This window comes from Enterobacter sp. BNK-13 (genome assembly GCF_048685015.1).
In the GTDB taxonomy this organism is placed as follows: Bacteria; Pseudomonadota; Gammaproteobacteria; order Enterobacterales; family Enterobacteriaceae; genus Enterobacter; species Enterobacter quasiroggenkampii.
The window spans coordinates 2,200,570-2,222,828 of sequence record NZ_JBLQTP010000001.1; the positions used below are offsets into that span (position 1 = coordinate 2,200,570).

General features: G+C 47.9%; 22 protein-coding genes and 2 pseudogenes. 3 read left to right on the forward strand and 21 right to left on the reverse strand.

Annotated features, from left to right (window positions below):
- Positions 1 to 20 precede the first annotated feature (20 nt).
- From ACMGGQ_RS10680 to ACMGGQ_RS10760, 17 genes and pseudogenes are all read right to left on the reverse strand, one after another.
- On the reverse strand, positions 21 to 509 hold the full coding sequence (locus tag ACMGGQ_RS10680) for a hypothetical protein (RefSeq protein ID WP_420290013.1): 489 nt from the start codon (positions 507 to 509) through the stop codon (positions 21 to 23).
- 1,622 nt (positions 510 to 2,131) lie between these two features.
- Positions 2,132 to 2,593 (reverse strand): lysis protein, encoded by a 462-nt coding sequence (locus ACMGGQ_RS10685; RefSeq protein WP_420290014.1) that lies wholly within the window; start codon positions 2,591 to 2,593, stop codon positions 2,132 to 2,134.
- Positions 2,590 to 3,084 carry a lysozyme gene (locus tag ACMGGQ_RS10690; RefSeq protein ID WP_420290015.1) on the reverse strand — a complete coding sequence of 165 codons (495 nt, stop codon included), beginning with the start codon at positions 3,082 to 3,084 and terminating at the stop codon, positions 2,590 to 2,592. The genes ACMGGQ_RS10685 and ACMGGQ_RS10690 overlap by 4 nt, the downstream gene beginning before the upstream one ends.
- The gene (locus ACMGGQ_RS10695) at positions 3,062 to 3,286 is read right to left on the reverse strand and encodes a class II holin family protein (protein ID WP_014884012.1); all 225 of its coding nucleotides are present in this window, start codon (positions 3,284 to 3,286) and stop codon (positions 3,062 to 3,064) included. Before ACMGGQ_RS10695 ends, ACMGGQ_RS10690 begins: the two co-directional genes overlap by 23 nt.
- Positions 3,287 to 4,004: 718 nt before the next feature.
- Entirely contained in the window at positions 4,005 to 4,838 is an 834-nt protein-coding gene (locus ACMGGQ_RS10700) for an antitermination protein (RefSeq protein ID WP_420290016.1), read from the reverse strand.
- Positions 4,828 to 5,196, reverse strand: a complete 369-nt coding sequence (rusA, locus tag ACMGGQ_RS10705; RefSeq protein WP_420290566.1) for a crossover junction endodeoxyribonuclease RusA — start codon at positions 5,194 to 5,196, stop codon at positions 4,828 to 4,830. The genes ACMGGQ_RS10700 and rusA overlap by 11 nt, the downstream gene beginning before the upstream one ends.
- A gap of 207 nt (positions 5,197 to 5,403) precedes the next feature.
- Positions 5,404 to 6,005, reverse strand: a pseudogene (locus tag ACMGGQ_RS10710) (DUF1367 family protein).
- Positions 6,006 to 6,044: 39 nt separating this feature from the next.
- The gene (locus tag ACMGGQ_RS10715) at positions 6,045 to 6,287 is read right to left on the reverse strand and encodes a hypothetical protein (RefSeq protein ID WP_224065701.1); all 243 of its coding nucleotides are present in this window, start codon (positions 6,285 to 6,287) and stop codon (positions 6,045 to 6,047) included.
- Positions 6,288 to 6,393: 106 nt separating this feature from the next.
- Entirely contained in the window at positions 6,394 to 6,618 is a 225-nt protein-coding gene (locus ACMGGQ_RS10720; RefSeq protein ID WP_420290017.1) for a DinI family protein, read from the reverse strand.
- Between the two features lie 154 nt (positions 6,619 to 6,772).
- Positions 6,773 to 7,399 (reverse strand): HNH endonuclease, encoded by a 627-nt coding sequence (locus ACMGGQ_RS10725; protein WP_420290018.1) that lies wholly within the window; start codon positions 7,397 to 7,399, stop codon positions 6,773 to 6,775.
- A gap of 1 nt (position 7,400) precedes the next feature.
- Positions 7,401 to 8,033, reverse strand: a complete 633-nt coding sequence (locus ACMGGQ_RS10730; protein WP_420290019.1) for a hypothetical protein — start codon at positions 8,031 to 8,033, stop codon at positions 7,401 to 7,403.
- 24 nt (positions 8,034 to 8,057) lie between these two features.
- Positions 8,058 to 10,256 (reverse strand): sensor histidine kinase, encoded by a 2,199-nt coding sequence (locus tag ACMGGQ_RS10735; protein WP_420290020.1) that lies wholly within the window; start codon positions 10,254 to 10,256, stop codon positions 8,058 to 8,060.
- Positions 10,237 to 11,541, reverse strand: coding sequence for an N-6 DNA methylase (locus ACMGGQ_RS10740; protein ID WP_420290021.1), 1,305 nt, complete (start codon positions 11,539 to 11,541; stop codon positions 10,237 to 10,239). The genes ACMGGQ_RS10735 and ACMGGQ_RS10740 overlap by 20 nt, the downstream gene beginning before the upstream one ends.
- A gap of 326 nt (positions 11,542 to 11,867) precedes the next feature.
- A complete protein-coding gene (locus ACMGGQ_RS10745; RefSeq protein ID WP_420290022.1) occupies positions 11,868 to 12,077 on the reverse strand; it encodes a DUF977 family protein in 210 nt (69 codons plus the stop codon).
- A 3-nt stretch (positions 12,078 to 12,080) separates the two neighbouring features.
- Positions 12,081 to 12,770, reverse strand: coding sequence for a DUF1627 domain-containing protein (locus ACMGGQ_RS10750; protein ID WP_420290023.1), 690 nt, complete (start codon positions 12,768 to 12,770; stop codon positions 12,081 to 12,083).
- 11 nt (positions 12,771 to 12,781) lie between these two features.
- Entirely contained in the window at positions 12,782 to 13,468 is a 687-nt protein-coding gene (locus tag ACMGGQ_RS10755) for a replication protein P (protein WP_420290024.1), read from the reverse strand.
- Positions 13,465 to 13,980 carry a hypothetical protein gene (locus ACMGGQ_RS10760; protein ID WP_420290025.1) on the reverse strand — a complete coding sequence of 172 codons (516 nt, stop codon included), beginning with the start codon at positions 13,978 to 13,980 and terminating at the stop codon, positions 13,465 to 13,467. Before ACMGGQ_RS10760 ends, ACMGGQ_RS10755 begins: the two co-directional genes overlap by 4 nt.
- 23 nt (positions 13,981 to 14,003) lie before the next feature.
- Here ACMGGQ_RS10760 and ACMGGQ_RS10765 point away from each other — a divergent pair.
- Positions 14,004 to 14,425: pseudogene (locus tag ACMGGQ_RS10765) on the forward strand (tyrosine-type recombinase/integrase); the annotation flags it as partial.
- A 35-nt stretch (positions 14,426 to 14,460) separates the two neighbouring features.
- Positions 14,461 to 15,396, forward strand: a complete 936-nt coding sequence (gene ttcA, locus ACMGGQ_RS10770) for a tRNA 2-thiocytidine(32) synthetase TtcA (RefSeq protein WP_048029802.1) — start codon at positions 14,461 to 14,463, stop codon at positions 15,394 to 15,396.
- Positions 15,397 to 15,438: 42 nt separating this feature from the next.
- On the opposite strand, the gene dbpA is transcribed toward ttcA, so the two are convergent.
- The 4 genes from dbpA to ACMGGQ_RS10790 form a co-directional block, all read right to left on the reverse strand.
- A complete protein-coding gene (gene dbpA, locus ACMGGQ_RS10775; protein WP_420290026.1) occupies positions 15,439 to 16,812 on the reverse strand; it encodes an ATP-dependent RNA helicase DbpA in 1,374 nt (457 codons plus the stop codon).
- Between the two features lie 27 nt (positions 16,813 to 16,839).
- On the reverse strand, positions 16,840 to 17,004 hold the full coding sequence (locus ACMGGQ_RS10780; protein ID WP_304665500.1) for a hypothetical protein: 165 nt from the start codon (positions 17,002 to 17,004) through the stop codon (positions 16,840 to 16,842).
- Between the two features lie 291 nt (positions 17,005 to 17,295).
- Positions 17,296 to 18,279 carry a zinc transporter ZntB gene (gene zntB / locus ACMGGQ_RS10785; RefSeq protein WP_023292275.1) on the reverse strand — a complete coding sequence of 328 codons (984 nt, stop codon included), beginning with the start codon at positions 18,277 to 18,279 and terminating at the stop codon, positions 17,296 to 17,298.
- A gap of 243 nt (positions 18,280 to 18,522) precedes the next feature.
- Positions 18,523 to 19,665: a methyl-accepting chemotaxis protein gene (locus tag ACMGGQ_RS10790; RefSeq protein WP_069719081.1), complete on the reverse strand. Its 1,143-nt coding sequence runs from the start codon at positions 19,663 to 19,665 to the stop codon at positions 18,523 to 18,525.
- Positions 19,666 to 20,122: 457 nt separating this feature from the next.
- Here ACMGGQ_RS10790 and ACMGGQ_RS10795 point away from each other — a divergent pair, with 457 nt between their 5' ends.
- Positions 20,123 to 22,246 (forward strand): putative bifunctional diguanylate cyclase/phosphodiesterase, encoded by a 2,124-nt coding sequence (locus ACMGGQ_RS10795; protein WP_420290027.1) that lies wholly within the window; start codon positions 20,123 to 20,125, stop codon positions 22,244 to 22,246.
- Positions 22,247 to 22,259 lie beyond the last annotated feature (13 nt).

A 22,259-nucleotide genomic window follows, 5' to 3' on the forward strand; every position in this document is an offset into this window, starting at 1 on the left:
GAGCCGGGGAAACCCGGCTTTTATTTGAAAATGAACTTTGCCGTCATAATAGTTGCACAGTGTCCACCAATATCTTTTGCTGGAAGTTGCCCGTTTAAGTACTTGGGATGCTTGTCGTTTATCGACTGCCACGCAACTTTTATTGTTTCATTTTTAGCTAAAAGCCCTTCCATGTTAAACCACGCGTAACTACAGGCTTCCAAAGCCGACTCCAATTTTGCTTTTTTGTCTCTGATTAGCACATCATCCGTGTTTGATTGAAGCATGCCAGGCATATTGTAGAGGCAGTATGCATAGTGAGAGATGGCTTGTTTAAACGCTAGCTTAACCTTCAGCTCATCCTGCTTTCGCCAGCGTATCATCGCCCATACTGCAAAAACTACAGCCAGAAAGGTTGAGATTCCTGTAACCGCAGACCAAACATTTGCCCAAGTGGCATATGCTATCGCATGAAAAATATTAGAAAATTTACCACTTAACCAATTCTCCCAAAATGCTGCCAGATTCATAACACCTCCTGAGTAAGGTGGTCATTCTAACCTGGCAAACACTTAACTGCCGATACCCTATCGACCAAACACCCTCTCCAAGCGGTTCTGTTCCTCCTGCTCGAAATCCACAGACGTCCGCTGTCAACTATGGGGCGCTGTCGATGCAGTTAAGGCATTATCGATCTAATAGTGAGTGTTATTGAATGGATGATTTTTCCGCATCAGCTATGATTTCGTTAATTTTCGCAGCGTGAGTGCAAAAAATGGTTATTGGTCACATTGAAGAAAAAGACTGTCCTGTCTGCAGCTCAAATGCCACATGGCAGAATCGGGATACCTCATGGATGATTGATTGCCCTATGTGCGAGCGATATTTCATTAGACAAGTAACAGTCCTGTTTTTACAAGGCAGCAATGTTAGAAGGGTTGCGGCCAGTGATCTGTTGAAGTTGCCCCATGGGAGTAGCTTCATGCTAACAAATCAACGAATCGCTGAGTTTGCAAAAGAAAGAGTTCCCCAAACCGTTTTTGATGAGCACTTCCCTGGATATAACCAGAAGTAAGGCCATATCACAGGCACTCATGAATGCCTGCTGTAATGCCAGCCACACTCTCGCAATGGCTGCGCTCATGCCCTTGGGTAGCTGCCGCATCATCGCCGTTCATAACCAGTGCGCGTCTGGCCTTCGCGCTGCCTTACCAAAGCATATCCTTTAATTAACCCTCACAACGGTCTGCTATACCTGCTCGCCTTTACGCGACTCGGGGCAGCTTAATGAATGCTGCATTGCCTTTCGGCTACGGACTATCCGCTTCAGTGCTTCATGGGCTTATCCTCATGTGGGGATATCATTGTCGTTATCCCTTATCATGGATGTTACCCTAAAGATGGATCTCTCCGGGTGGATTGCAATAGTATGCTTGTTATAAAAACCACGGAGGTGACATGTTTTCCTTTCTCAATACATTTAAGCGGCTCATAAGTAAGCAGCATGAAGCTCCCACCATTCAGCCGGAGTATTCAGATGAACAGCTTTTGCAATGGGCCACTGGATGCATGCTAGAGGGTTTACCCGACACGTTTTACGAAGCGAGGATTACCTGTTTTCGGAGAATTGATTATGACGGACGTACAGCAATCGCAGCTATACATGACTTCAAGTTAACCAGCGAAAGCGACTATATATCTTTCACTCCACCAGATGCCCTTTACGCTACACAATGCATAGAGAAAATTCTTGCCGGAAAAAACTGGAACCAAGCCACTATAACTTTCACCCCACAAACGACACGATTCATATGGGAATAAAAAAACCGCCCGTAGGCGATTTAGGGTTTTCTTATTTTAAATGCAAATCTGTAACCATTATTTCTCAAATCATCACGCACCACATCACTGTTTAGGGCAGAGTTCGGGCTAAAGGTATCGTGTGGACCTGGCACCCTTCGATGAGTAGTGAATGAAGACTTATAGAAACCAGGCAGGGAGGCTATGGTAGATTTAATGTCGCTGCCCGCTGGTACGATAATGTAGCCCCATTTAGAGTGGTGAATTTTGTAAATATCTACTTGCATGTTGACCTCTCAATTTTGCTCCATGGAAATATCGGCAAAGATGGAGGTTTCCTTAACAATATTTGTTAATTAAGACACTGCTCTTTGATGTAGTCCTGCAGATAGCCAACCTGCTTCGTCACTGTGACGATTCGTTCTCTGAGGGTGAAATAATCCCGTTCAGCGGAGTCAGTAAGTCGGGGGCTGGAAGCATCGCCCAGGCCGCCGGTGCTGGCCGTTCCATTAGCGGAACATCTGGCGTTGACGTGCAGCCCACACTTGCCATCGCGAACACAACGCTGCAGATCCTCAAGCTGCTTTTTCGCATCAGCTAAATCCTTCGTATATTTGGCATCCAGCGCAGCCACATCTCGCTGACGCACCTGCATATCTTTGATGGTGGCGTTCGCCAGGCTGAGCTGTTCAGTTGCTTTATCGCGCTGGTCTTTGTAGATGATTGCGTTGCCACGGTAGTGGTTAACCGCCCAGGCCATGGAACCAAGCAGGCAGATAACGACAGCGCAAATGATGGCTGTTAATCGGTTCATTTCTGGCCCCACTCGCAAACTTCACGCTCAATCTCGCGCCGAGTGATCAGCCCCTTCCACTGTTTGCCACCGGCATACGTCCAGCGCTGCAGTTCTTTGCATGCACCCGGAACCTCGCCGGAATTTAATTTTTTCAGCAGCGTCGATCTGCTAAACGCTCCAGCTCCTACGTTGTAGGTGAAAGAGTAAAGTGCGGCACGAGTGGTTTCGGGAATATGGACTTTAATCAGCGGGTCGATAGCTGCAGCTACCTTGCGCAGGTCGGATTGAAGCAAAGCGTCACATTCTTTATCGGTGTATCTGTGACCGCGGCGAATGTCAGCGCCGGTATGCCCATCGCAAACAGTCCAGACACCAACGACGTCTTGATAAGCGTAATAGCGTCTTCTTTCAAGTCCATCCGCATTGCCCAGCATCACAGCTGCAATAGTGATTGCGCTGACTCCGCCAACAACGGCGCCCACCAGCTTATTTCGGAGTGTCGGGTTCATCTCGGCTCCTGCTGCGGCGGTTGTCTTCGCGGATTTTGAAATAGAGATTCGTCAGATACGTCAGTACAGCGATGATGATGCCCACCAGCACGCCGATAGCGTTCCACTGCTCGGGACTGTAGGCATTCAGCATGCCGTTTAGGATGCTACCGGCTGAAGCGCCGTAAGCAGCACCGGTGGTTAGTTTGTCCATGCGATACATACTCTCACCTCGCGTAGTTAGCGGGTGCTGTGTGTTTGAAAAGGGTCTGTCCGTCGGGACGATTTAACAAGAAGGCGTGTCGATGATGGTTCCTGGAGCCTGAAATTAAAAAGCCAGCGACAGGCTGGCGATGTGAGGGTAAGGCAATGAACAGGATATTATTTAGAACCAAGCGACCTATAAGCTAGCTAAACAGATGGCATTTGTGTAAAACGATGACATCAATCAGAAGGTGTTTATCGTGAAATACATTCGGTTAATTTTAAAGCTCATAACAGTATCACTTTATGTGTTTCTGGTTGTTTTTGGCTCTGGATTTGTAGGTTCGAGTACAGCCAATGCAATTAATCTTGAAACGCTTAACCTAAATTATTCATTAATCGCAAAGGACTCGGCGGTATACGCACTCTGCGCAACTGGTGCGACATTGGTTGTTCCACCGGTCCTATATTTAATCCAGCATTATGTCTGGCCAGTGTTGAAGTTTATCGGTTTGAAGATTCGCTTCTTCTTCCATGGATACTAAAAGGCTCGCAGCTGGCGAAGCATCGCTTATTTTTTCCGTTACAGCGCTAGCTCTTCAATAATTCATAAATCGCCAGAAGCAAAAAGCCCCACGGGGTTAACCGCAGGGCTTTAAACGAAGGCAATAACCCATCGTTAGGGCAAAATTACCACAGATTCGGGAAAAGTAAATAGCTCACGATAAATTCATACCCTATTTTGTTATCTGCTTGAGCTGCGCATCAGCCCAAGCTTCTTCGATATCAAACTTGGTGATTAGCTGATCGTAGAATGGCTTAACAGACTTCTTCCAAGTATCGAGGCTGATTGCATCCGTTATCTGACACACCGCGGCGTAAGCCTCAGTGGAAGGAATTCGTTCATACCCCTGCCCGCTGCAGCGCTTGCAATCGGCCATAACCGGAACACCCTGCTGTTCTGTAAGGGCCTGATTAACGGCTGTCCCGCGTCCATGGCAATCTTTACAGGCGCAACTTACAACCTTCTTGCCCTTACACTGAGGGCAGACAACGCGTGCAACCTCCCTGACATGCCTGCGCACCTCATACTCAGAAGGACGAATATCCTCTGCGCCCATATGCAAAGACATCTTCACGAACTTCTTCTCTTTTGCCGGAGTGTGAGACTTCATGCTGAAAACCTCAGCGTCAATAAACCCTTCCCCATTGCAGCCATCGCAATGCTTCACGCTGGCGGCGCTGCGGGAATAGTCCTCAAACGCGAAAGAGGCCAGCTGGTGCATCACCAGTGGTTTAATCTCTGCATTAAGCTTACGTAATGCCGCAACATGGTCGCACCTGGTCAGCGCATACTGGGCAAGCAATTCGATCGCCCTCTCCCGGTCATTCTTGCTGATACCCATCTTCCCGAGAAAAGCGCTGTAACCCAAGGCTGCCCGTTCCTGCGTCATGCCCATAGCGGCCATGATATCCGTTCCGGTTAATGAGTCTGACGCAGTAGCACGCGGAGAGTCGCTAATCATTGTCGATTTGGCGAAGTGATATTTGAGGGTGTTTTCAAGATTCATGGGTCTCCAGCTCGGTAATGGTGAGTTCTAATTTCCCGCCCTTAACGACAGGCATTTTCACAACGCGATAGTCGACAACCTGACAGTCATCCAGCCAGAATCCCGCCTTGGTTAAAGCGTCGAATGTAGCTTTCTGCAGGTTATCCAGATCGCGGCGCCGGCGGTCGGGCATGTGACATTCAATTCGGATTTTTAGTGGTGCGGCCGTGCGGATATTAAGCCGGGCGCTTCGAATGACACTGGCGACCGCATAGCGATACGCTACGCCATCAGCGCTAATGTGAGTGCGCCCGCGGTTGTGCCGGTAATACCGGTTGTTGCTCGGCGGCCAGGGCAAAGTGATTTGATATGTCTTCACGTTCACCCCCACATCCGGTTTCGCCAGCGGCTGTCCGGGCGCGCTGGTGTATTTGAGGTCGGCAAGAATGCACTGACAGTCCATGTCACATAATCCGGGTTAAGGCTGCGCTCAACCCGAACGCCGCGCGCTTTGTAACGCTTAACCAGTTCGTCGGCCTGTTCGGTGCTGCAATTGGTGTGGTGGAACCAGGTCTTCTTCATTCCATCACCCCGCAAAGCCAAGCAGCTGCGCGGCGACATTTTGGCCTCATCGCGACTGCGGAATGAACGGGACAGGACCCAGCGCCAGAGGACATCGAGCGCAGCTTTATAGAGCTGCTGAAACTCGAGTTCGTCCATGTTGGCAAACGAGATGCTTCGAGGATGTTTTTTGAGTGTTCCGTCTGGCAGTTGAATGGCATCAAAGTGCCCTGCCTCAACAATCACCCATGAACGGTAAGCATCGAAGGATTTGCACAGGCTAATGCCATTCGTGACGCGCCGGTGTGCAACTTGCTCAAGATACTGCTCAGCAGCATCAATCAGCGCGCCCTCATTCCCGCCATAAGAAGCGAGGTACTTGGCGTAGCCGGTAATCAGCTTCCGCTCGTTGCTAGAGATAGCCCCGCCGGTTGGTTCCCAGTATTCAAAACCGAGATTGAGAAGCGCGAAAAAGCGCCGGTGAAATGCCGGGTTTCGTACCCGCCTGAACTCGGCAACAAGAACATCGCCGAGCCGGGTTTTGGATTGCAGGATATTGCTGGTCTCGGGCGTAGCCGGGATCAGTATTCCTGAGTGGTGTTTTATAAGTTGTAATTCTAGCGCCATGGTTATCTCCGTGGCGCATCAGGTATAGGTTGTTCAGGCCTATGAAAGAATAATATCAGACGGTGGTGTAACTCGGTACCCCAGTCGTTTTGCAAATTGCATAAACCCGTTGAGAGTGAATATTTCTTCCTCTTCGAGTAACGGTCGTAATGAAACTATTCCATTTACTCGATAAACCAGATATCTCCCTTCCGCCGGGAAGCTATAGATAACTGCTTTATCGGCCCTTCTGACCACGTCGTACCATTGATCATCTGCATTAAAGGCATCTGCACTACACACTATTTCCCCCAGAGCGACTTATTGACGCGGTAAACAGTAATCGGGAACAGCCAGGGGAACGCAAACAGCGATACTCTTTGAAACTGCTCCAGTTAAAATTACGCGATTAATAAAACCACTCGTCCGCGCTTTCCCAGGTCTCCTGAAGTATCTGCTCGACCTCTTTCTTGTCGCCTCCGAAAACAGTCAACCCATCATTGCCGGCACGCTTAATCGTAAGCTGGCAATCATCTAACTGTTTGCTGAGTCTTTTGAGCAGTTCTGACTCGAGCGCAGGTATAGCTCCATCAGGAAGTTTCTTCATGCGATCAATGGTTAATTCAACTTTCATGGTGGCCTCCTTTGCATATACTGTGTTTTTATACAGTATACCTACATGGAAAAATGGTCAACGCCTTAAGAGCACAAAATGCTAATTCCATGTCAGTCACTAAAAATAAAACCCGCCGTAGCGGGATTGAAAAATTGGACATGAGTGTTTAATATTATTTTAACAACTCCCTAAGACTTTCCCTTATATTCAATAGTATATTATATTTTTCTTTTGCCATCTCTTCAGAAATCTCCTTCTTTATCATAAGTTGGAACAACTCATCAGTTTTATCATCAAGTTTTTTAAATAGGCTTCTCAAAGTATTTTGCTGTATTCTTTTTTGTCTTGAAAACACGCGAGCTTGACGATTCAAATCAAATATTTTCATCATATATAGCGCAGGGTCTTTCAATGGTTTTAATACACCATCTAAACTTACTGTGAAATAATCAGAGAGGTTTTCTGTAAATGGATCTACAAATCCAACCTTGCCATTATAGCTTGGCGCATTAACAAGCAGTTTATCACAAGGCCAGTGATTAGATTTTAATATATTACACTTAGGACAACTGATAACCAGATTGGTAGGATCATTAATTATTGCTTTGAAATAATCCTGAGGTCTAAAATGGTCTAAATGCATTCCCTCATATGCATGTTCTTCAAGTAATAGATCACAGTAAACACAACGATTTTGACAATCACTTAAAATCTCGTCTTTGTAGTGAGAATATCTATAATACTCACCATTTTTTTTCTTTAAATAATTTTGTCTCCTAACTAATTTTGGATAAAACATATTATAATTCCTTAAATAGCTTTTCTATATGAGAAATCTTACTATCATTTTCTTTTATTTTTTCAGATAACTCTTCAACAAATTCCGCTTCCTGTAGATTTACACTCTTAGTTCTCAAATAATTTAGCATTCTAAACTCCTCCGCCTCTTGTTCGTCGAGTTCTTCTGTCATTGATTTCAACAATAATTCGTCTAATCTTTGAGCCCTCTGTGTTTTGATATCAGAAAAAATATCTTGGTGTCTCCTAATTTTGGCAGATAGCGAATTCCTTTTTTCTCGATCAGACAAACACTCCTTTGCAATAATATATTCAACATCAGCCGGACCATATAAACTATCAAACTCATCATTATATGCAGTAAATATATAAATAGGTATTTTAGAATTAATTACTCTTAATTGCTCCGCAAGATTTCGACCAAGATATTTTGCTTTCCCAAGTTGATTCATTTTCTCATCAAGAATAAATGCCACAACATCATTATATTGTTGTAAGCTTTTCATCATATCTTCTATTTCGAATTCAGGCTCTATAGCTATCAAATCAAAATCATTACCAAATAACTTTTGCAATGGTTCTAGATACGTTTCTCTCGCCTCAAAATCATCATCTATATAAATTACAGTTTTCATTTTCACCACCTCTAACCTTGAATATCAATATACAGGCACCGTAATGACAAACTCAGCGCCACCGAGTTCACCTTTAGGTATCACTTGCAAATCACCTTTATGGTTATCAATAACAAAATTTTTGACAATCGACAAACCCATACCGGTACCTGCCTGATCTCCTTTCTCATCAGTTTTTGTACTAAATCCAGTGTCAAACACTCTGTTTTCAGTACCAGTCTCGATTCCGCGACCACTGTCTAAAAAACGCATTTCGACTCTATTTACTTCACGATCTAAAGATAACTTGATTTTAATTTCCCTATCACCCTCTTTAGTTGATTCAAGAGCCCAAAGAGAGTTTGTTAGGAAGTTTATTATTATACTTTCCCAATGTATTCTGTAACCTCGTATAGGATAGGTTATATTAGCATCCCATTCTTTAGTAACCACCACATTACTTTTAACCAAAGACTGATTAAATATTTTAATTACATCATTAATTACATTGTTAAGTTGGATTTTATTCATATTTCTTTTATCAGGCCTGACATTACTCAAAGCAAACCCAGCAAAATCAGAAATATACTTTATGCTATTTTCAAGTAAATCGATTCTTTTCAATGCATTGGCAGCATTAAAATTATCAATATCGTCCTCAAGCATTTCTCTTAACGTTAAAATATTAGTTGCCGACATGCTTGTATGCTGTTTAGTCTCATGTCCTAAACAGACGGTTAAGATACCTAACGAGGCTAAATTTGCCATAGTATCTTTTAATTGTTCGACCTGTACTAATAATTGATCAACTTTTTCAGTTTCCAATTTTTGTTGTTCAACAACTTTCAACATGTTTTTTGCGATGTGTTTTAAGTCACTTTTTTTAGTGCTTTTATTTTTTATGTTAACATTAAGTCTCTTCTGTATTTCTAAAATTACATCACTAGTTTTATTATTTTTTTCTTTGAGCTCATCAATAACTATCTTTTTTTCGGGCGCACTTTCTTTTCTAGCCTGAAGTACTGCTAAACTCTCAAATTTTTCTATCACTTTTAAAATGAACGTTCTCAGATCATAGAAAGAATCATTTTCAACAATTCCTTCCCGGTTAGCTTGATCGTTTAGACTGCTATTTTTATCACGATTAATAAATACTGCACCAACTACCTGGTTGGGTCCTACTTTCCAATTCCCTTGTTTCATACCTTCTGGATTTCTTACTTTTCTTAAACCCAAGTCTAACCAATCACCTTTCCCTGAGGGTTCGCCATATGGTCTAACTCTAAAATTATCTCTATATATGCGAATGCCTTGATTAGCGTCAAGGAATGATCTTATTTGTTTGATTTTAAGATCTAAATCCGATACAGATTCTCGAGGTATATAGTAAAATTTAAAATCTAAAGGACCACAAGTGGGTAATGTATTTCTATTATTAATACATTCGACCCATGGCAGCGTAAATGAATCGATCAATTCACTTTTATATCGATACACTGCACTAACGCTGCCATCATCATTTATACTTGCTTCTGCAGACCATCTCGAATAATCTAAAATTTCCGATGAATTTAGATCTTGAGTTTCATTGGTATCACTTGCCATTTCAATTTTAAATTCATCATTAGCAAAAAATGGAGACACTAAAAGTCGTAATTCTTTAGCTAAATCTTTATATAAATACCCTCCCCAATCATCTTTCAAACCAAGTAAAATCATTCTAGTACCGTGCCCTCCAGGTAAGATTTGACCGTACTTGTCTGCATTTGGATAATCTAATGTAAAAACATTGTGCTTAATATCAAAAAAACTTTTATCTCTTACTTCATATTTTTTCCAGTCGATATCCAACTGTAATAATTGTTCAGAATCAGCTGTTTTAGTTTGTAAAATCAATCTCCTGCATAAACGATCAATACCTAACCTTCCGAGCCCTTTAGCGCCTGTTAAGACTCGCCCATTAGAAGATTTTTTATTATAAACCTTATTATCGGTGCCAATCTTCAACCAAGATGATATCAATGTTTCAGGATTCATTCCATTTCCGTCATCCTCTATCATCATGACGGATATTGGTTTATCTAATTTGAAAATTTTTATATTTACTTTAGATGCATCTGCATCATATGAGTTCTTTACCAATTCAGTAATTGCTGTTGTGGAATTCGCAATACTTTCTCGGCCAAGTTGCAATGGAACTCTCGGTGACAAATCAAAGGCATAACTATTTAAGAGTTTCTTCATCATATTCCTCTAATTTAAATGGAATTTCCTTAACAACCTTTACCGTAAGATGTCTACATCTAATGACATCATTAAGGAAAAAATTAACTTCGTCTGATTTCAAGTGGTCTAGTAATTTCTTGTATTTACTTATATTGTCATCATTAGCTTTTACAACGATAAGATGATTTTCAACAAAAACAGGTTTTGAACCATAAATTAAATGCGCCCCGGCCCTATTTTTATCTTTCGGTGAAGAGGTTCGTTTAATGGTAATGAAAGGTGGCAAAATAGGTATACTTCTATGTCTCCTGATTGAAACGATATCACTGCTATCAATTTCATCCCAAGAATTTAATAATCCAGGGTATATATAGGCATGGGGTTCACCCACTTGCGGATCTCTATATGGAACAACTTTTCCAATTGAAACAGAGAAATAATCAGATAATTGCTGGTATTTCTTCTTTTCTGAAACCCAATTTAAGCCTAAATTAATATCATTAATTAAACCATTTAAAATAAACACATCAACATCAGTCTTTTTATCAAATCTCCCTTTTAATTTTATTTCACCAGATACTAACTGATCGATCGCACAACGCCACTTTTCATAGCGTGTACCACTTCTTAGAACATCAGGAAGTATAGCAACAATATGCATACCTTTTTTAGCATCAGTTATATACTTATCAACAAACACTGCTGCAAGGTTTACTTTACCGCCACTCCAATATTTATACTCATTCAAAAGAGATTGATTATAAGGAGGATTAATAAGAATATGCGTAAAAGCATCCAGCGAAACATCATCATCCAAACCATTTTTACATTTTATATTGGTGAGGATTTTCATATTTTCTTGAAGATTTTTTTCATCAATATGAACACCACGATTTAATGCCTGAAATATTATCCTTATTTTCGCGGCATCGACAAAATCTTCAATCAAATCAAATCCATGGAGCAGCACATTCCATTTCGCAAGAGTTTCTGTAAGTGTTTTGCAAACTGGCAAAAACTTTGTGAGTGCAACTAACAAATTTCCAGCACCACAGCATGGGTCAATGACTTTTGAATGCTCATTCAAAGTACTTGCTATAATCTTCGCACATTCTGCTGACAGTTCTTCTCCTGTAAAGAAAATCCCCAAATCTCTTAAGGAGTTAATACTTTCATTCAACCGCAAATACTCATGCGGATCATTTTCTTTAAAAAATTTTTCAAAATGGTCTGTATTTGCTTCATTAATATATGATGAATATAAGTTTCTTAGTTGTTCATTGTATTTAATAAAACTATTCATCAATAATTGCCTGCGTTACCATGTGATAGAGCTGAAAGATCTTAGGATCTTACCAAGTACGGTCCTTATCAACAAGTAAAATACAATCATAAAATCGCAAAAAAATCAATAAATTAGAATGCGAGTGTTTATGCTCTTCTTTTGAATGTCCTCACTCATTTTTTGCGATTGACATAATGCTACCGGCTTGACGATGTTGGCAGGTAGGTAAAAAATGGCTTCCTGAATATCGAGGAAATGCTGAAATGCAGGGCTACCAAGCAAGCTGTAATTCATCCCTGACACTGCCTTTGGCACCATCCCAAGCCCTAACAAGTTAAAGTCGATTATTCCGCTGGTCGCGGTACATGCCGCAGCGACCTTAACGAACCAGGCCGCCCTGTTCTACAGCGATGCGCAGATATTTCTCTGCAGTGCTGCGGTAAGGTCGAACATCGCAACGACTCTTTCGTCGTGATACTCCCCTGCTCTTTCACCATCTCGATAATCCGGTTGATGATCAGGGCGCGTTCTTTGTCGGTTTTCTTTCTGGCCATAGGTTATTCCCTCCCTATCAGCTGCTGCACGAGATTTCTGTGGCGACCAATAACACGAACCGCATCACGCAGTTTGGTCAGTTGCTCCAGCTTGTTTCTGGTGCGGCGGATTTCGCGAGAAATTTCCCGCACCGCTGGTACCGCTTCGACTGCGGCGCGCCCTTCAGTGAACGACGGGATTTCACTCACGATCTGTTGGACCGGTTTTACTTCTTCCGGCGCGGCTGGTGCCTCCGGTATCGGTTCTTGCTTAACGGGTTCTGTCGAGGACGCCGGCAGCGACCAGGTTACGCCTTTACCCTGCCCGTTCTTCACCACAACGCCCTGGCGTTCCAGCGCGCGAAGTACAGAGACCATCCCGCGGGCATTGCGATTGACGGCCGCGGCCAGCGATACGGTGGTCATTGCCACGTTATCGCGCAGCTGCTGGCGGATGACATCGGGATCAACTTCCTCCGGCTCCTTACCTTTCAGGCGCGAGGTAAGACTCACTTGAGCTTTTGGCGTTGATTGTTGCGGCTGTTTTGTCACGGTACCGATGAACCAGCCACCATAGCCAAAATCACATAACCCTTGGTCACGCTGCTCACGTAACATGGTGAGCGCATCAACCGGGTCGATTTCAAGACGGGCAGCCACTTCGCGGTACGTCGCCCGCCCCATTTTTTCCAGTGCTTGAATTATGGTTTCCATGGGAACTCCTATCAAATAAATCTAGCGCTTTTGTGTTGTTCGTATTGGGCCTTCAGCATTTCTGCTGGCGTAGGTCCGCTTGCTTTTGACGGTGCCGCAATCGCCCGACGCACAGGCGGAATCGGCTTACAGGCCAGCACTCGCTTCTCCCATACATCCAGAATGTCGCTGGCTTCGCGCTCTAGTTCTTTGTGGCTCAACTGGCCATCAGTTCCGCGGCGGCGCAGCTCAATGCAGATGTGGTAAAAAACCGGCTTTGGCCACGGATACTGCTCACTGCTCGGGTAGCGGAACACCAGCTTGCGCCACTGCCAGTATTCAGCCATTACGTCAGCGGTGGTGATCCCCAGCACGCTGCGCCCTTCCCTGCACCACTTGATGAACTGGCCTGGCGAAGGCAGAAAGGGACGATCCTGGCGCCGCACCATACGCATACCGGCTTCAACTTGCTCCAGAGTGGTGATCCCGTTTTCTTTGAAGGCCAGCACCCACTGGCGGCGGATCTCGTTCACGTCTTCCTGGCTGCGATTAACCAGGCTTGCCGGGAACGCGGCCGCCAGCTGTACGAACAGCCCGTTGATAATCTGCGCCACCTGCTGCGTTTGTTCGCGCTCGGTGTACTGTTCAGGCATGTTGTGCGCCACACGGCGAGCCTGTTCCCGGTCAAAATTGCGAATGCTCTCGGCAAGGTTTTTCATTCCAGCACCCCGTCAATCCAGTCGGTGTTATGCAGGTCGATGCCGCCCCGGGGTAGCTTTGCCGTTCCGGTTGCGCGCAGCCGTTTGGTTGTGAGCTGATCCCACTGCTTGCGCAGACTCGAGGGGCTCAAGATGTTGTCTTTCCAGAACTCGTCCCGGTTTGCCCACTGGAACAGGTCACAAATTTCGTAGTGCGTGCGCTTGTCCTGGACACGCATCAGCCTGATGGTGTTTGCCCATTCAGCCCAGTTGGGTTCGGATAGCGATGCGTTGACGGTGAGAAGCCTGTCGTAAATCCAGCGAGCGGCCTTAAGGTCGTCAGCGGATCCCCATGATTTACCTGCCGGGGTGTATATCCCGTCGGCAGCTTCAGGATGGCGAGAGAGAAACTTTTGAGTTTTCTGGTTTCGGGATTCGTCAGAATTCCGAGACGAGGATATTTTAATATTGTTCTTGTTATAGTCTTGGGTGTCTACCGTTTCCGGGAAGGTTTTTCCCGTTTTCGGTAACACTTTTCCCGATTTCGGTTTGTCTAAATATGTGGACATTCGCAGTTTATACAGGTGTCCGTCATGGAGAGCTTGCAGCTCTTGCCTGGGAAGATATCGACTGGGAAAAGGGACGATTCATATACAGCGCAACCTTAATGCGCTAGGAATGTTCGTCCCACCAAAAACTGATGCAGGTGATCGAGTTATCACGCTATTAGAGCCCGCACTTGGGGCTTTGAAGGCACAGCATACGCTGACCTCGTTACAGCCTAAAACCGAGATTGTTTTTCATCACCGTGAGTATGGTGCGATGGAATATCAAAACCTGCGATTTGTTTTCATGCCCAGGATGCGCAAGGGCAAACAGAAAGCCTACTACTCTTTATCGAGTATCGGCGCCAGATTTCACGCAGCAGTAAAACGTGCTGGCATTCGCCGCCGGAATCCGTACCATACGCGGCATACAATTTTTGCCCCTGCTGGCTCCGAAGGTAGTACTCAATGCAAGAGAATCAAGAGATTAACAAAAAAGAGCAATACAATCTTAACAAACTGCAAAAGCGACTGCGCCGTAACGTGGGCGAAGCCATTGCAGACTTCAACATGATTGAAGAAGGCGACCGCATTATGGTTTGCCTGTCAGGGGGTAAAGACAGCTACACCATGCTGGAGATCCTGCGTAATCTTCAGCAAAGTGCGCCGGTGAAATTTTCTCTGGTGGCGGTCAACCTTGACCAGAAACAGCCGGGTTTCCCGGAACACATTCTGCCGGAATACCTCGAGAAGCTGGGCGTTGAGTACAAAATCGTCGAAGAAAATACCTACGGTATTGTGAAAGAGAAGATCCCGGAAGGGAAAACCACCTGCTCTCTGTGCTCTCGTCTGCGCCGCGGCATTCTGTATCGTACCGCGACGGAGCTGGGCGCGACCAAAATTGCGCTGGGCCATCACCGCGACGATATTCTGCAAACGCTGTTCCTCAATATGTTCTACGGCGGCAAGATGAAAGGCATGCCGCCTAAGCTGATGAGTGATGACGGTAAACATATTGTGATCCGCCCGCTTGCCTACTGCCGTGAAAAAGACATTGAGCGTTTCTCTCAGGCGAAAGGGTTCCCGATCATTCCATGTAACCTCTGCGGCTCTCAGCCGAACCTGCAGCGTCAGGTGATTGGCGACATGTTGCGCGACTGGGATAAGCGCTATCCTGGTCGTATCGAAACCATGTTCAGCGCCATGCAGAACGTCGTCCCTTCCCATCTCGCGGATGTGGAGCTGTTCGACTTTAAAGGCATCAACCATGACTCAGACGTGGTGAATGGCGGCGATCTGGCGTTTGACCGGGAAGAGATCCCGATGCAGCCAGCAGGCTGGCAGCCGGAAGACGATGACAATCAATTTGAAGAGTTGCGTCTGAACGTGCTTGAAGTGAAGTAAGCGGTTAGCGTCTCAGAAACACCTTCTGAGACGCTTCATGCTTTATTTCAGCAGGCGTACGCGGCAGGTTTTACCCTTAATTTTCCCGTTTTGCAGCTGCTTCCATGCCTTATGGGCAACCGCCTGGCGAACCGCGACGTAGACATGCGCCGGATGGACAGCAATCTTACCGATATCCGCCCCGTCCAGACCCACATCCCCGGTCAGTGCACCCAGAACATCACCAGGACGCATCTTGGCTTTTTTACCGCCATCAATGCACAGGGTCGCCATTTCGGCCTCCAGCGGCACAAGGCTGACGCCGGCTGGGGGATTCATCCAGTTCAGCTTAATCTGCAGCATCTCAGAGAGAATATTGGCGCGCTGCGCCTCTTCAGGTGCGCAGAAGCTGATCGCCAGACCGCTGTTTCCTGCGCGCGCGGTGCGGCCAATACGGTGCACGTGTACTTCCGGATCCCACGCCAGCTCAAAGTTCACCACCAGCTCAAGCGATTTAATATCCAGACCGCGCGCAGCGACGTCGGTCGCTACCAGTACGCGGGCGCTGCCGTTCGCGAAACGGACCAGCGTCTGATCGCGATCGCGCTGTTCCAGATCGCCATGCAGCGACAGCGCGCTCTGCCCGGCGGCATTCAGGGCATCACAAACCGACTGACAATCTTTTTTGGTATTACAGAACACCACGCAGGAGGCAGGCTGATGCTGGCTCAGCAATTTCTGCAGGAGCGGGATCTTCCCCTGCTGCGAGGTTTCAAAGAACTGCTGTTCGATCGCGGGCAGCGCATCTACGCTGTCAATTTCAATGGTAAGGGGATTTTTCTGCACGCTGCCGCTGATGGCGGCAATGGCTTCCGGCCAGGTTGCGGAGAACAGCAGCGTCTGGCGATCGGCCGGCGCAAAACGGATCACCTCGTCAATGGCATCGCTGAAACCCATGTCCAGCATGCGATCGGCCTCATCCATGACCAGCGTTTGTAGCGCATCCAGCGAGACGGTGCCCTTCTGCAGATGATCGAGAAGACGGCCAGGCGTCGCGACAATAATGTGCGGGGCATGCTGGAGCGAATCACGCTGGGTGCCGAACGGCTGCCCGCCGCAGAGGGTTAAGATCTTGGTATTGGGCAGGAAACGCGCCAGGCGACGCAGTTCACCCGCGACCTGGTCTGCCAGTTCGCGGGTCGGACACAGCACCAGAGACTGGGTCTGAAAAAGCGCCGCATCGATATGCTGCAACAGGCCAAGGCCGAATGCCGCCGTTTTTCCACTGCCCGTTTTCGCCTGCACGCGCACGTCACGGCCCTCGAGAATGGCAGGTAAGGCGGCCGCCTGAACAGGCGTCATCGTGAGGTATCCCAACTCGTTGAGGTTATCGAGTTGGGCGGCGGGCAGAACATTCAGGGTAGAAAAAGCGGTCACTGTAGTCTCTCGTGGTGATCTTTGCAGTCAGATGGCGCGTATCCTCGCAGATCTCGCGGTTCGATGCGACAATTTAATCGGTTCTTCATCGGGCGGCGGGTCCGGCATCGGCTGCGGACGCGGGATAGGATCGGGCATGGGTACCGGATCGCTGGGGATAGGATCGGACTGACGCGATTGTGGCAGTAGCAGAGCGTTAAGGATGCTCATCATTCCCTCCAGAATTTGCTGTCGTCCCTTTTAGGGTAGACGCTGAGAATCAGGAGGCAAAAAAAAGCCGACTATGAAGTCGGCGTCGTACGAATCAATTGTGCTATGCAGTAATTCAAAAAAGGAAGTAAGACAATATGGAGCGCAACGCCCATCGCTTGACGTTGCATTCACCTGCGGGAGTAATATTGCACCTTACGGGGTAGATGTTTATTGACTTCGCTCAATTAAAAGAGCGTTTTAATCCCGGAAAAAGACGAAAAAAGCGTAAATTTACAGCCATTTACTACGATGCAACCACCATGCAACACCCCCAATCAAAACAACTAACATCACGCAAAAGGCCGTAAAGCCGTAGCGATAAGCGCCCCCGGGAATTCCCCCCAGATTGACGCCAAACAGCCCGGTCAGAAACGTGCTGGGTAAAAACACCATCGCCATCAGGGACATCGTATAGGTTCTTCGCGCCAGCGACTCCTGCATCACCTGCGCGATTTCGTCCGCCATCACCGCCGTTCTGGCAATACAGGAATCAATTTCATCCAGCCCGCGGCCCAGCCTGTCGGCAATATCCTGCATTCTGCGTCGATGGTCGTCGTTCATCCAGGCGAGCCTTTCGCTGGCCAGCCGCGCATACACGTCGCGCTGCGGCGTCATGTAGCGGCGCATCACAATCAACTGCTTACGCAACAAGGCCAGAAAACCGCGCGGCGGGATCTGCTGATCGAGCAGGTTATCTTCCAGGTCGATGATTTTGTCGTGCAGTTCTTCGATAAACTCGCTCGCGTGATCGGTAAGAGCGTCACAGACGTCCACCAGCCAGCTACCGCAGTCGATCGGCCCGGTGCCCTCTTTCAGATCGTTGACGATGTCATCCAGCGCCAGAACCTTACGCTGTCGGGTGGAGACAATCAGCCCATCGTCCATATAGACCCGCATCGCAACCAGCTGATCCGGACGTTCATCCGTGCTGCCGTTAATACAGCGCAGGGTGATCAGCGTCCCGTCCCCCATTCGGCTCACGCGGGGGCGCAGGCTTTCACCCGCCAGCGCATCTCGCACGTTGTTAGGCAAGAGCGGGGTCGACGCCAGCCAGTCAGCGCTGTCCGGGTGGGTGTAGTTCAGATGCAGCCAGCAGGGATGCGCACTGTCGATCACATCATTGTCTTCCAGCGGCCGGGCACCGCCGCGACCGTCCAGCACCCACGCAAAAACTGCGTCTGGAACGTTTAGTTCAGATCCTTTAATGCTTTCCACAGCTCCTCCGCCTTTTAGCTCTTTCGGTGTCAGTCTAGCTTTCATCAGGGGTTAAGCAACAACTATGTATGCCATCGCGCTGAAATCGTTCATGAAATGTACATGCCATGCGTTTCGCCCGGCGGCACTACGCTTGCACGGGCCTACAGTGAAGGGTGTAATGTATTGATATTGTGGCAGCGTGTAGGCCGGGTAAGCGCAGCGCTACCCGGCAAGAAATATGGCGAGAGAGTTGCAGTTTTGTCAGAGAGAGTGCTCCGGCCGCGGGAGGAAGGATGGCGAGCCGCCAGGTAATGAGGACAACGATCCCTGATCCAGTCTGAAATTACGCGTGCGGGCCTGGAGCTCAATCACCTGATTGCGCAGGACATCAGAGGAGCCGTTGAGTTCCTCCGCCATCGCCACGTTGCTTTGCGTGACCCGCTCCAGCTCCGAAAGCGCCAGCGTGATCTGGGAAATGCCTTTCTCCTGCTCAGAGGTCGACGCGGAAATTTCATCCATCAAGCGGCTGACGTTCCCCGACCCCGTCACGATTTCATGCATATTCTTCTCTGCCTGTGACACCACGGTCGCGCCCTGCGTGACGTTACTGCTGGTGACTTCAATCAGCGCTTTGATATTCTTCGCGGCCTCTGCGCTGCGGTGTGCCAGGTTTCTGACCTCCTCCGCAACGACAGAAAAACCTTTTCCGTGGTCGCCTGCCCTTGCCGCCTCAACGGCCGCGTTGAGCGCCAGAATATTGGTCTGGAACGCAATGCCGTCAATCAATGAAATAATCTCCGTCATCTGTTGGGCGCATTCGGTAATGGACTGCATATTGTTGGCGACCTGCCCCATCAGCTCCCCGCCCTTGCGCGCCTGCAGCGTCGCCACATTCGCCTGTTCGCTCGCCAGGCGGGTGTTATCGGCATTGTTTTTGGTGCTCGCCGCCATTTGTTCCATGCTGGCTGCGGTTTGCACTAAAGACGCAGACTGCTGTTCGGTTTTTACCGAGAGCTGAGCGCTACGGGCCGAGAGCTGATCCGATAAGGTCATGGCGGTTTGCGACGACGCCCTGATCTCGCGCACCAGCGTCGCAATGTTGCCGGAAAGGCTATTGATCCCGGGAATAAGTCGACCCGCGCAGTTATTGCCAAACTCCGGGATAGAAACCCCAAGGTTGCCTGCTGTCACCTCTTCAATACTTCTCTTTACCGTATTGATCGGCGTCACAAGATAGCGGGTCATGTAGACCCAAAGCAAAAATAGCGCAACGAAATTGATAACGTTAAGGGAAATAAAGAGAGAGGACTTGCTGGAAATTAGAACAACGACACCTGCGTTTACCAAAAATAGCGATAAAAGGAACCCGATAATAAAGGTTCTGACACTAATATTTCTTAGCATGATGATACCCACGTTTTATATTTTGGTCGGCATCTAGACTTATAGCATTGGCTCAGACGATTTTCCTCGCAAACTTCACGGGATTGTTTTTTCGCCGTTAGCAACCTGGGATTTAGCTTAAGTCAGATAAAAAGAGCGTATTAGTGAAAATGTTCTTCGCAGCGTGCTGTGATACTGGTCTGCCGCCACGTTAAGCGATACCATCCGCTGCGGCGCACTGATACAATCGCCGTTATATTTAAGGAGCTTTGCTACTTTTATTCGCTCTTGTTTAGCAATGCTTAATACGTTAACAATGAGAATATATTTTATATTCTTAATACGTTTTAGAGTATTAATATGACTGGTCATTTTACACGATAAAAAACTAATATTGTTTGAATGCGCATGTTCGTTGCCAGATAAAGATGTGCCCGGCAGGCGAAATCGGTAACCCTCTCAGGCGTGGGATTGCATAATGCTCAATATATCGTGGGACCCTGTGTTAATCGCTATCTCTTATCTGGTGGCGTTTATCGCCTCCTTTGTGGCGCTGGACAGTGCCGGAAAGATCCCCCTTTCCAGCCGAAAGGCTGCCCTGTTCTGGCGTATGGCCGGCGGCATCTCGCTCGGCATCGGCATTTGGTCGATGCACTTTATCGGCATGCTATCGATGCAAATGCCCATGATGATGCGCTATGACCTCTGGTTAACCCTTGCATCGCTGGGCGTCGCGGTTATTGCGTCGACCACGGCCCTTGATATTGCCGTCGCGGGAAAAAAACGGTCTCTCTTTCGCCCCATCGTTGCCACCGCAATCCTGAGCGCAGGCGTGGTATCCATGCACTATATCGGTATGGCGGCCCTGATGCTGGATGGCAGCATCATCTGGGATCGCCGTATTGTGGGGTTGTCCGTGGTCATTGCCATGGTGGCTTCCGGCACTGCGCTGTGGCTGGCTTTCCGCCTGCGAGACAAAGGGATTTTTATTGAGCGCCTTCTCGCGGCCCTGGTCATGGCCGCCGCCATTTGTGCGATGCACTATACCGGCATGAGTGCCGCGCATTACCCGGAAATGTCGCATACCCTTCCAGGTGGGATCGGCGAGCTCGGGTTATCCATCTGGGTTTCTGTCACCACCCTCTGCCTGCTTGGCGTGATGTTAATTATTTCCCTTGTCGACTCTCACCGGCGTACCGGCCGGCTGACGGACAATCTGCGGCAGCTCAATCGGCAGCTTGAGCTGCAGGCGCGCTTTGATGCGCTCACCGGACTCGCGAATCGCCATCAGATGGACATCCGCATGCAGGACTGCCTGCGCAGCGCGTTGCTGAGTAACAGGCAATTTGCCGTCATTTTCCTGAACGTCGATCATTTCAAACGCGTCAACGATACCTGGGGTCACAGCGTCGGCGATGAGTTATTGATCACCATTGCTCAGCGCATCACTTCCCGTCTCACGCGTGAGATGACCCTGGCAAGGCTGGGAGGTGACGCCTTTATTCTGCTGGTACCGGAATGCGACGAGGACAAACTCAACGCCCTGCTCGCGTCGTTGCTTGAGGATGTGCGACGTCCTCTTTCGATCTGTGGTCATACGCTAAGCACGACAATCAGTGCGGGCGTCAGCCTATATCCTCAGGATGGCGAAACGCTGCATGAGCTAAAGCTCAAGGCGGATGCAGCCCTGCATCACGTCAAAGACGACGGCCGGAACGGCTGGGCGCACTACCGCTCCGAGATGTCGACAGCAATCCCGGCAAAACCCGGTTTTCTGCAGGAACTCTCTCAGGCGCTTGAGCGCGATCAGTTTGAACTCTGGTACCAGCCAACCTGGTATGCACAAGAGAAGACTATCCATGGTTTTGAAGCCCTGCTGCGCTGGCGGCACCCTGAGCAAGGCGTTGTTCTGCCGGGCCTGTTTATCCCCTCGCTGGAACAAACCGGCTTGATTATTCCGGTGGGCAACTGGGCCATTGAAGCGGCATGTCGACAGCTGCATTTCTGGACTGAACAAGGGTTCAGCCAGTGGACGCTGTCGCTCAACCTGTCCCCCGTCCAGTTCGAACAGCCGGACATTTTCCACATCGTATCGTCGATGCTGGAAAAATATAGCTTGTCCCCATCCAGGCTGATCCTTGAGGTTACGGAGAGCACCGCGCTGAAAAATCTCGACCGCAGCATTGAGTTACTCAACGCGTTTAATCATGCGGGGATCACCGTCTCGATTGATGATTTCGGTACGGGCTACTCGAACCTGCTGATGCTGAGCGTGCTGCCGGCAAAAGAGCTCAAGATCGACAAAAGCTTTGTAACGTCGATGCTGGAAAATGAAAAAAGCTACAAGCTGGTTGAAACCATCATGAGTATCGCCCGAACCATGGAGATGAACGTGGTGGCTGAAGGGATTGAAACCCAAGAGCAGCAGGAGGTTCTCACCCGTCTCGGCTGCGACTACCTGCAGGGTTATCTTTTCTCCCGCCCCTTACCTGCCGAGCAGGTGCCGTGGCTGCTTCTGCAGATAAACTCCGACAGGCAAATTATACCCATTAATAAAATTCAAACGGACCCCGCATTTATTTCGCAAAAAAACCATGCCTGACGGGGTTGAGTAG

Coding starts and splice junctions, on each gene's coding strand:
- ttcA (WP_048029802.1), top strand. CDS start 14,461: ATGCAAGAGAATCAAGAGATTAACAAAAAAGAGCAATACAATCTTAAC.
- ACMGGQ_RS10750 (WP_420290023.1), bottom strand. CDS start 12,770: ATGGAAACCATAATTCAAGCACTGGAAAAAATGGGGCGGGCGACGTAC.
- ACMGGQ_RS10745 (WP_420290022.1), bottom strand. CDS start 12,077: ATGGCCAGAAAGAAAACCGACAAAGAACGCGCCCTGATCATCAACCGG.
- ACMGGQ_RS10740 (WP_420290021.1), bottom strand. CDS start 11,541: ATGAATAGTTTTATTAAATACAATGAACAACTAAGAAACTTATATTCA.
- ACMGGQ_RS10695 (WP_014884012.1), bottom strand. CDS start 3,286: ATGTATCGCATGGACAAACTAACCACCGGTGCTGCTTACGGCGCTTCA.
- ACMGGQ_RS10685 (WP_420290014.1), bottom strand. CDS start 2,593: ATGAACCGATTAACAGCCATCATTTGCGCTGTCGTTATCTGCCTGCTT.
- ACMGGQ_RS10680 (WP_420290013.1), bottom strand. CDS start 509: ATGAATCTGGCAGCATTTTGGGAGAATTGGTTAAGTGGTAAATTTTCT.
- ACMGGQ_RS10690 (WP_420290015.1), bottom strand. CDS start 3,084: ATGAACCCGACACTCCGAAATAAGCTGGTGGGCGCCGTTGTTGGCGGA.
- ACMGGQ_RS10755 (WP_420290024.1), bottom strand. CDS start 13,468: ATGAAAAACCTTGCCGAGAGCATTCGCAATTTTGACCGGGAACAGGCT.
- ACMGGQ_RS10700 (WP_420290016.1), bottom strand. CDS start 4,838: ATGAATCTTGAAAACACCCTCAAATATCACTTCGCCAAATCGACAATG.
- ACMGGQ_RS10795 (WP_420290027.1), top strand. CDS start 20,123: ATGCTCAATATATCGTGGGACCCTGTGTTAATCGCTATCTCTTATCTG.
- ACMGGQ_RS10720 (WP_420290017.1), bottom strand. CDS start 6,618: ATGAAAGTTGAATTAACCATTGATCGCATGAAGAAACTTCCTGATGGA.
- ACMGGQ_RS10735 (WP_420290020.1), bottom strand. CDS start 10,256: ATGAAGAAACTCTTAAATAGTTATGCCTTTGATTTGTCACCGAGAGTT.
- ACMGGQ_RS10730 (WP_420290019.1), bottom strand. CDS start 8,033: ATGAAAACTGTAATTTATATAGATGATGATTTTGAGGCGAGAGAAACG.
- ACMGGQ_RS10725 (WP_420290018.1), bottom strand. CDS start 7,399: ATGTTTTATCCAAAATTAGTTAGGAGACAAAATTATTTAAAGAAAAAA.
- ACMGGQ_RS10790 (WP_069719081.1), bottom strand. CDS start 19,665: ATGCTAAGAAATATTAGTGTCAGAACCTTTATTATCGGGTTCCTTTTA.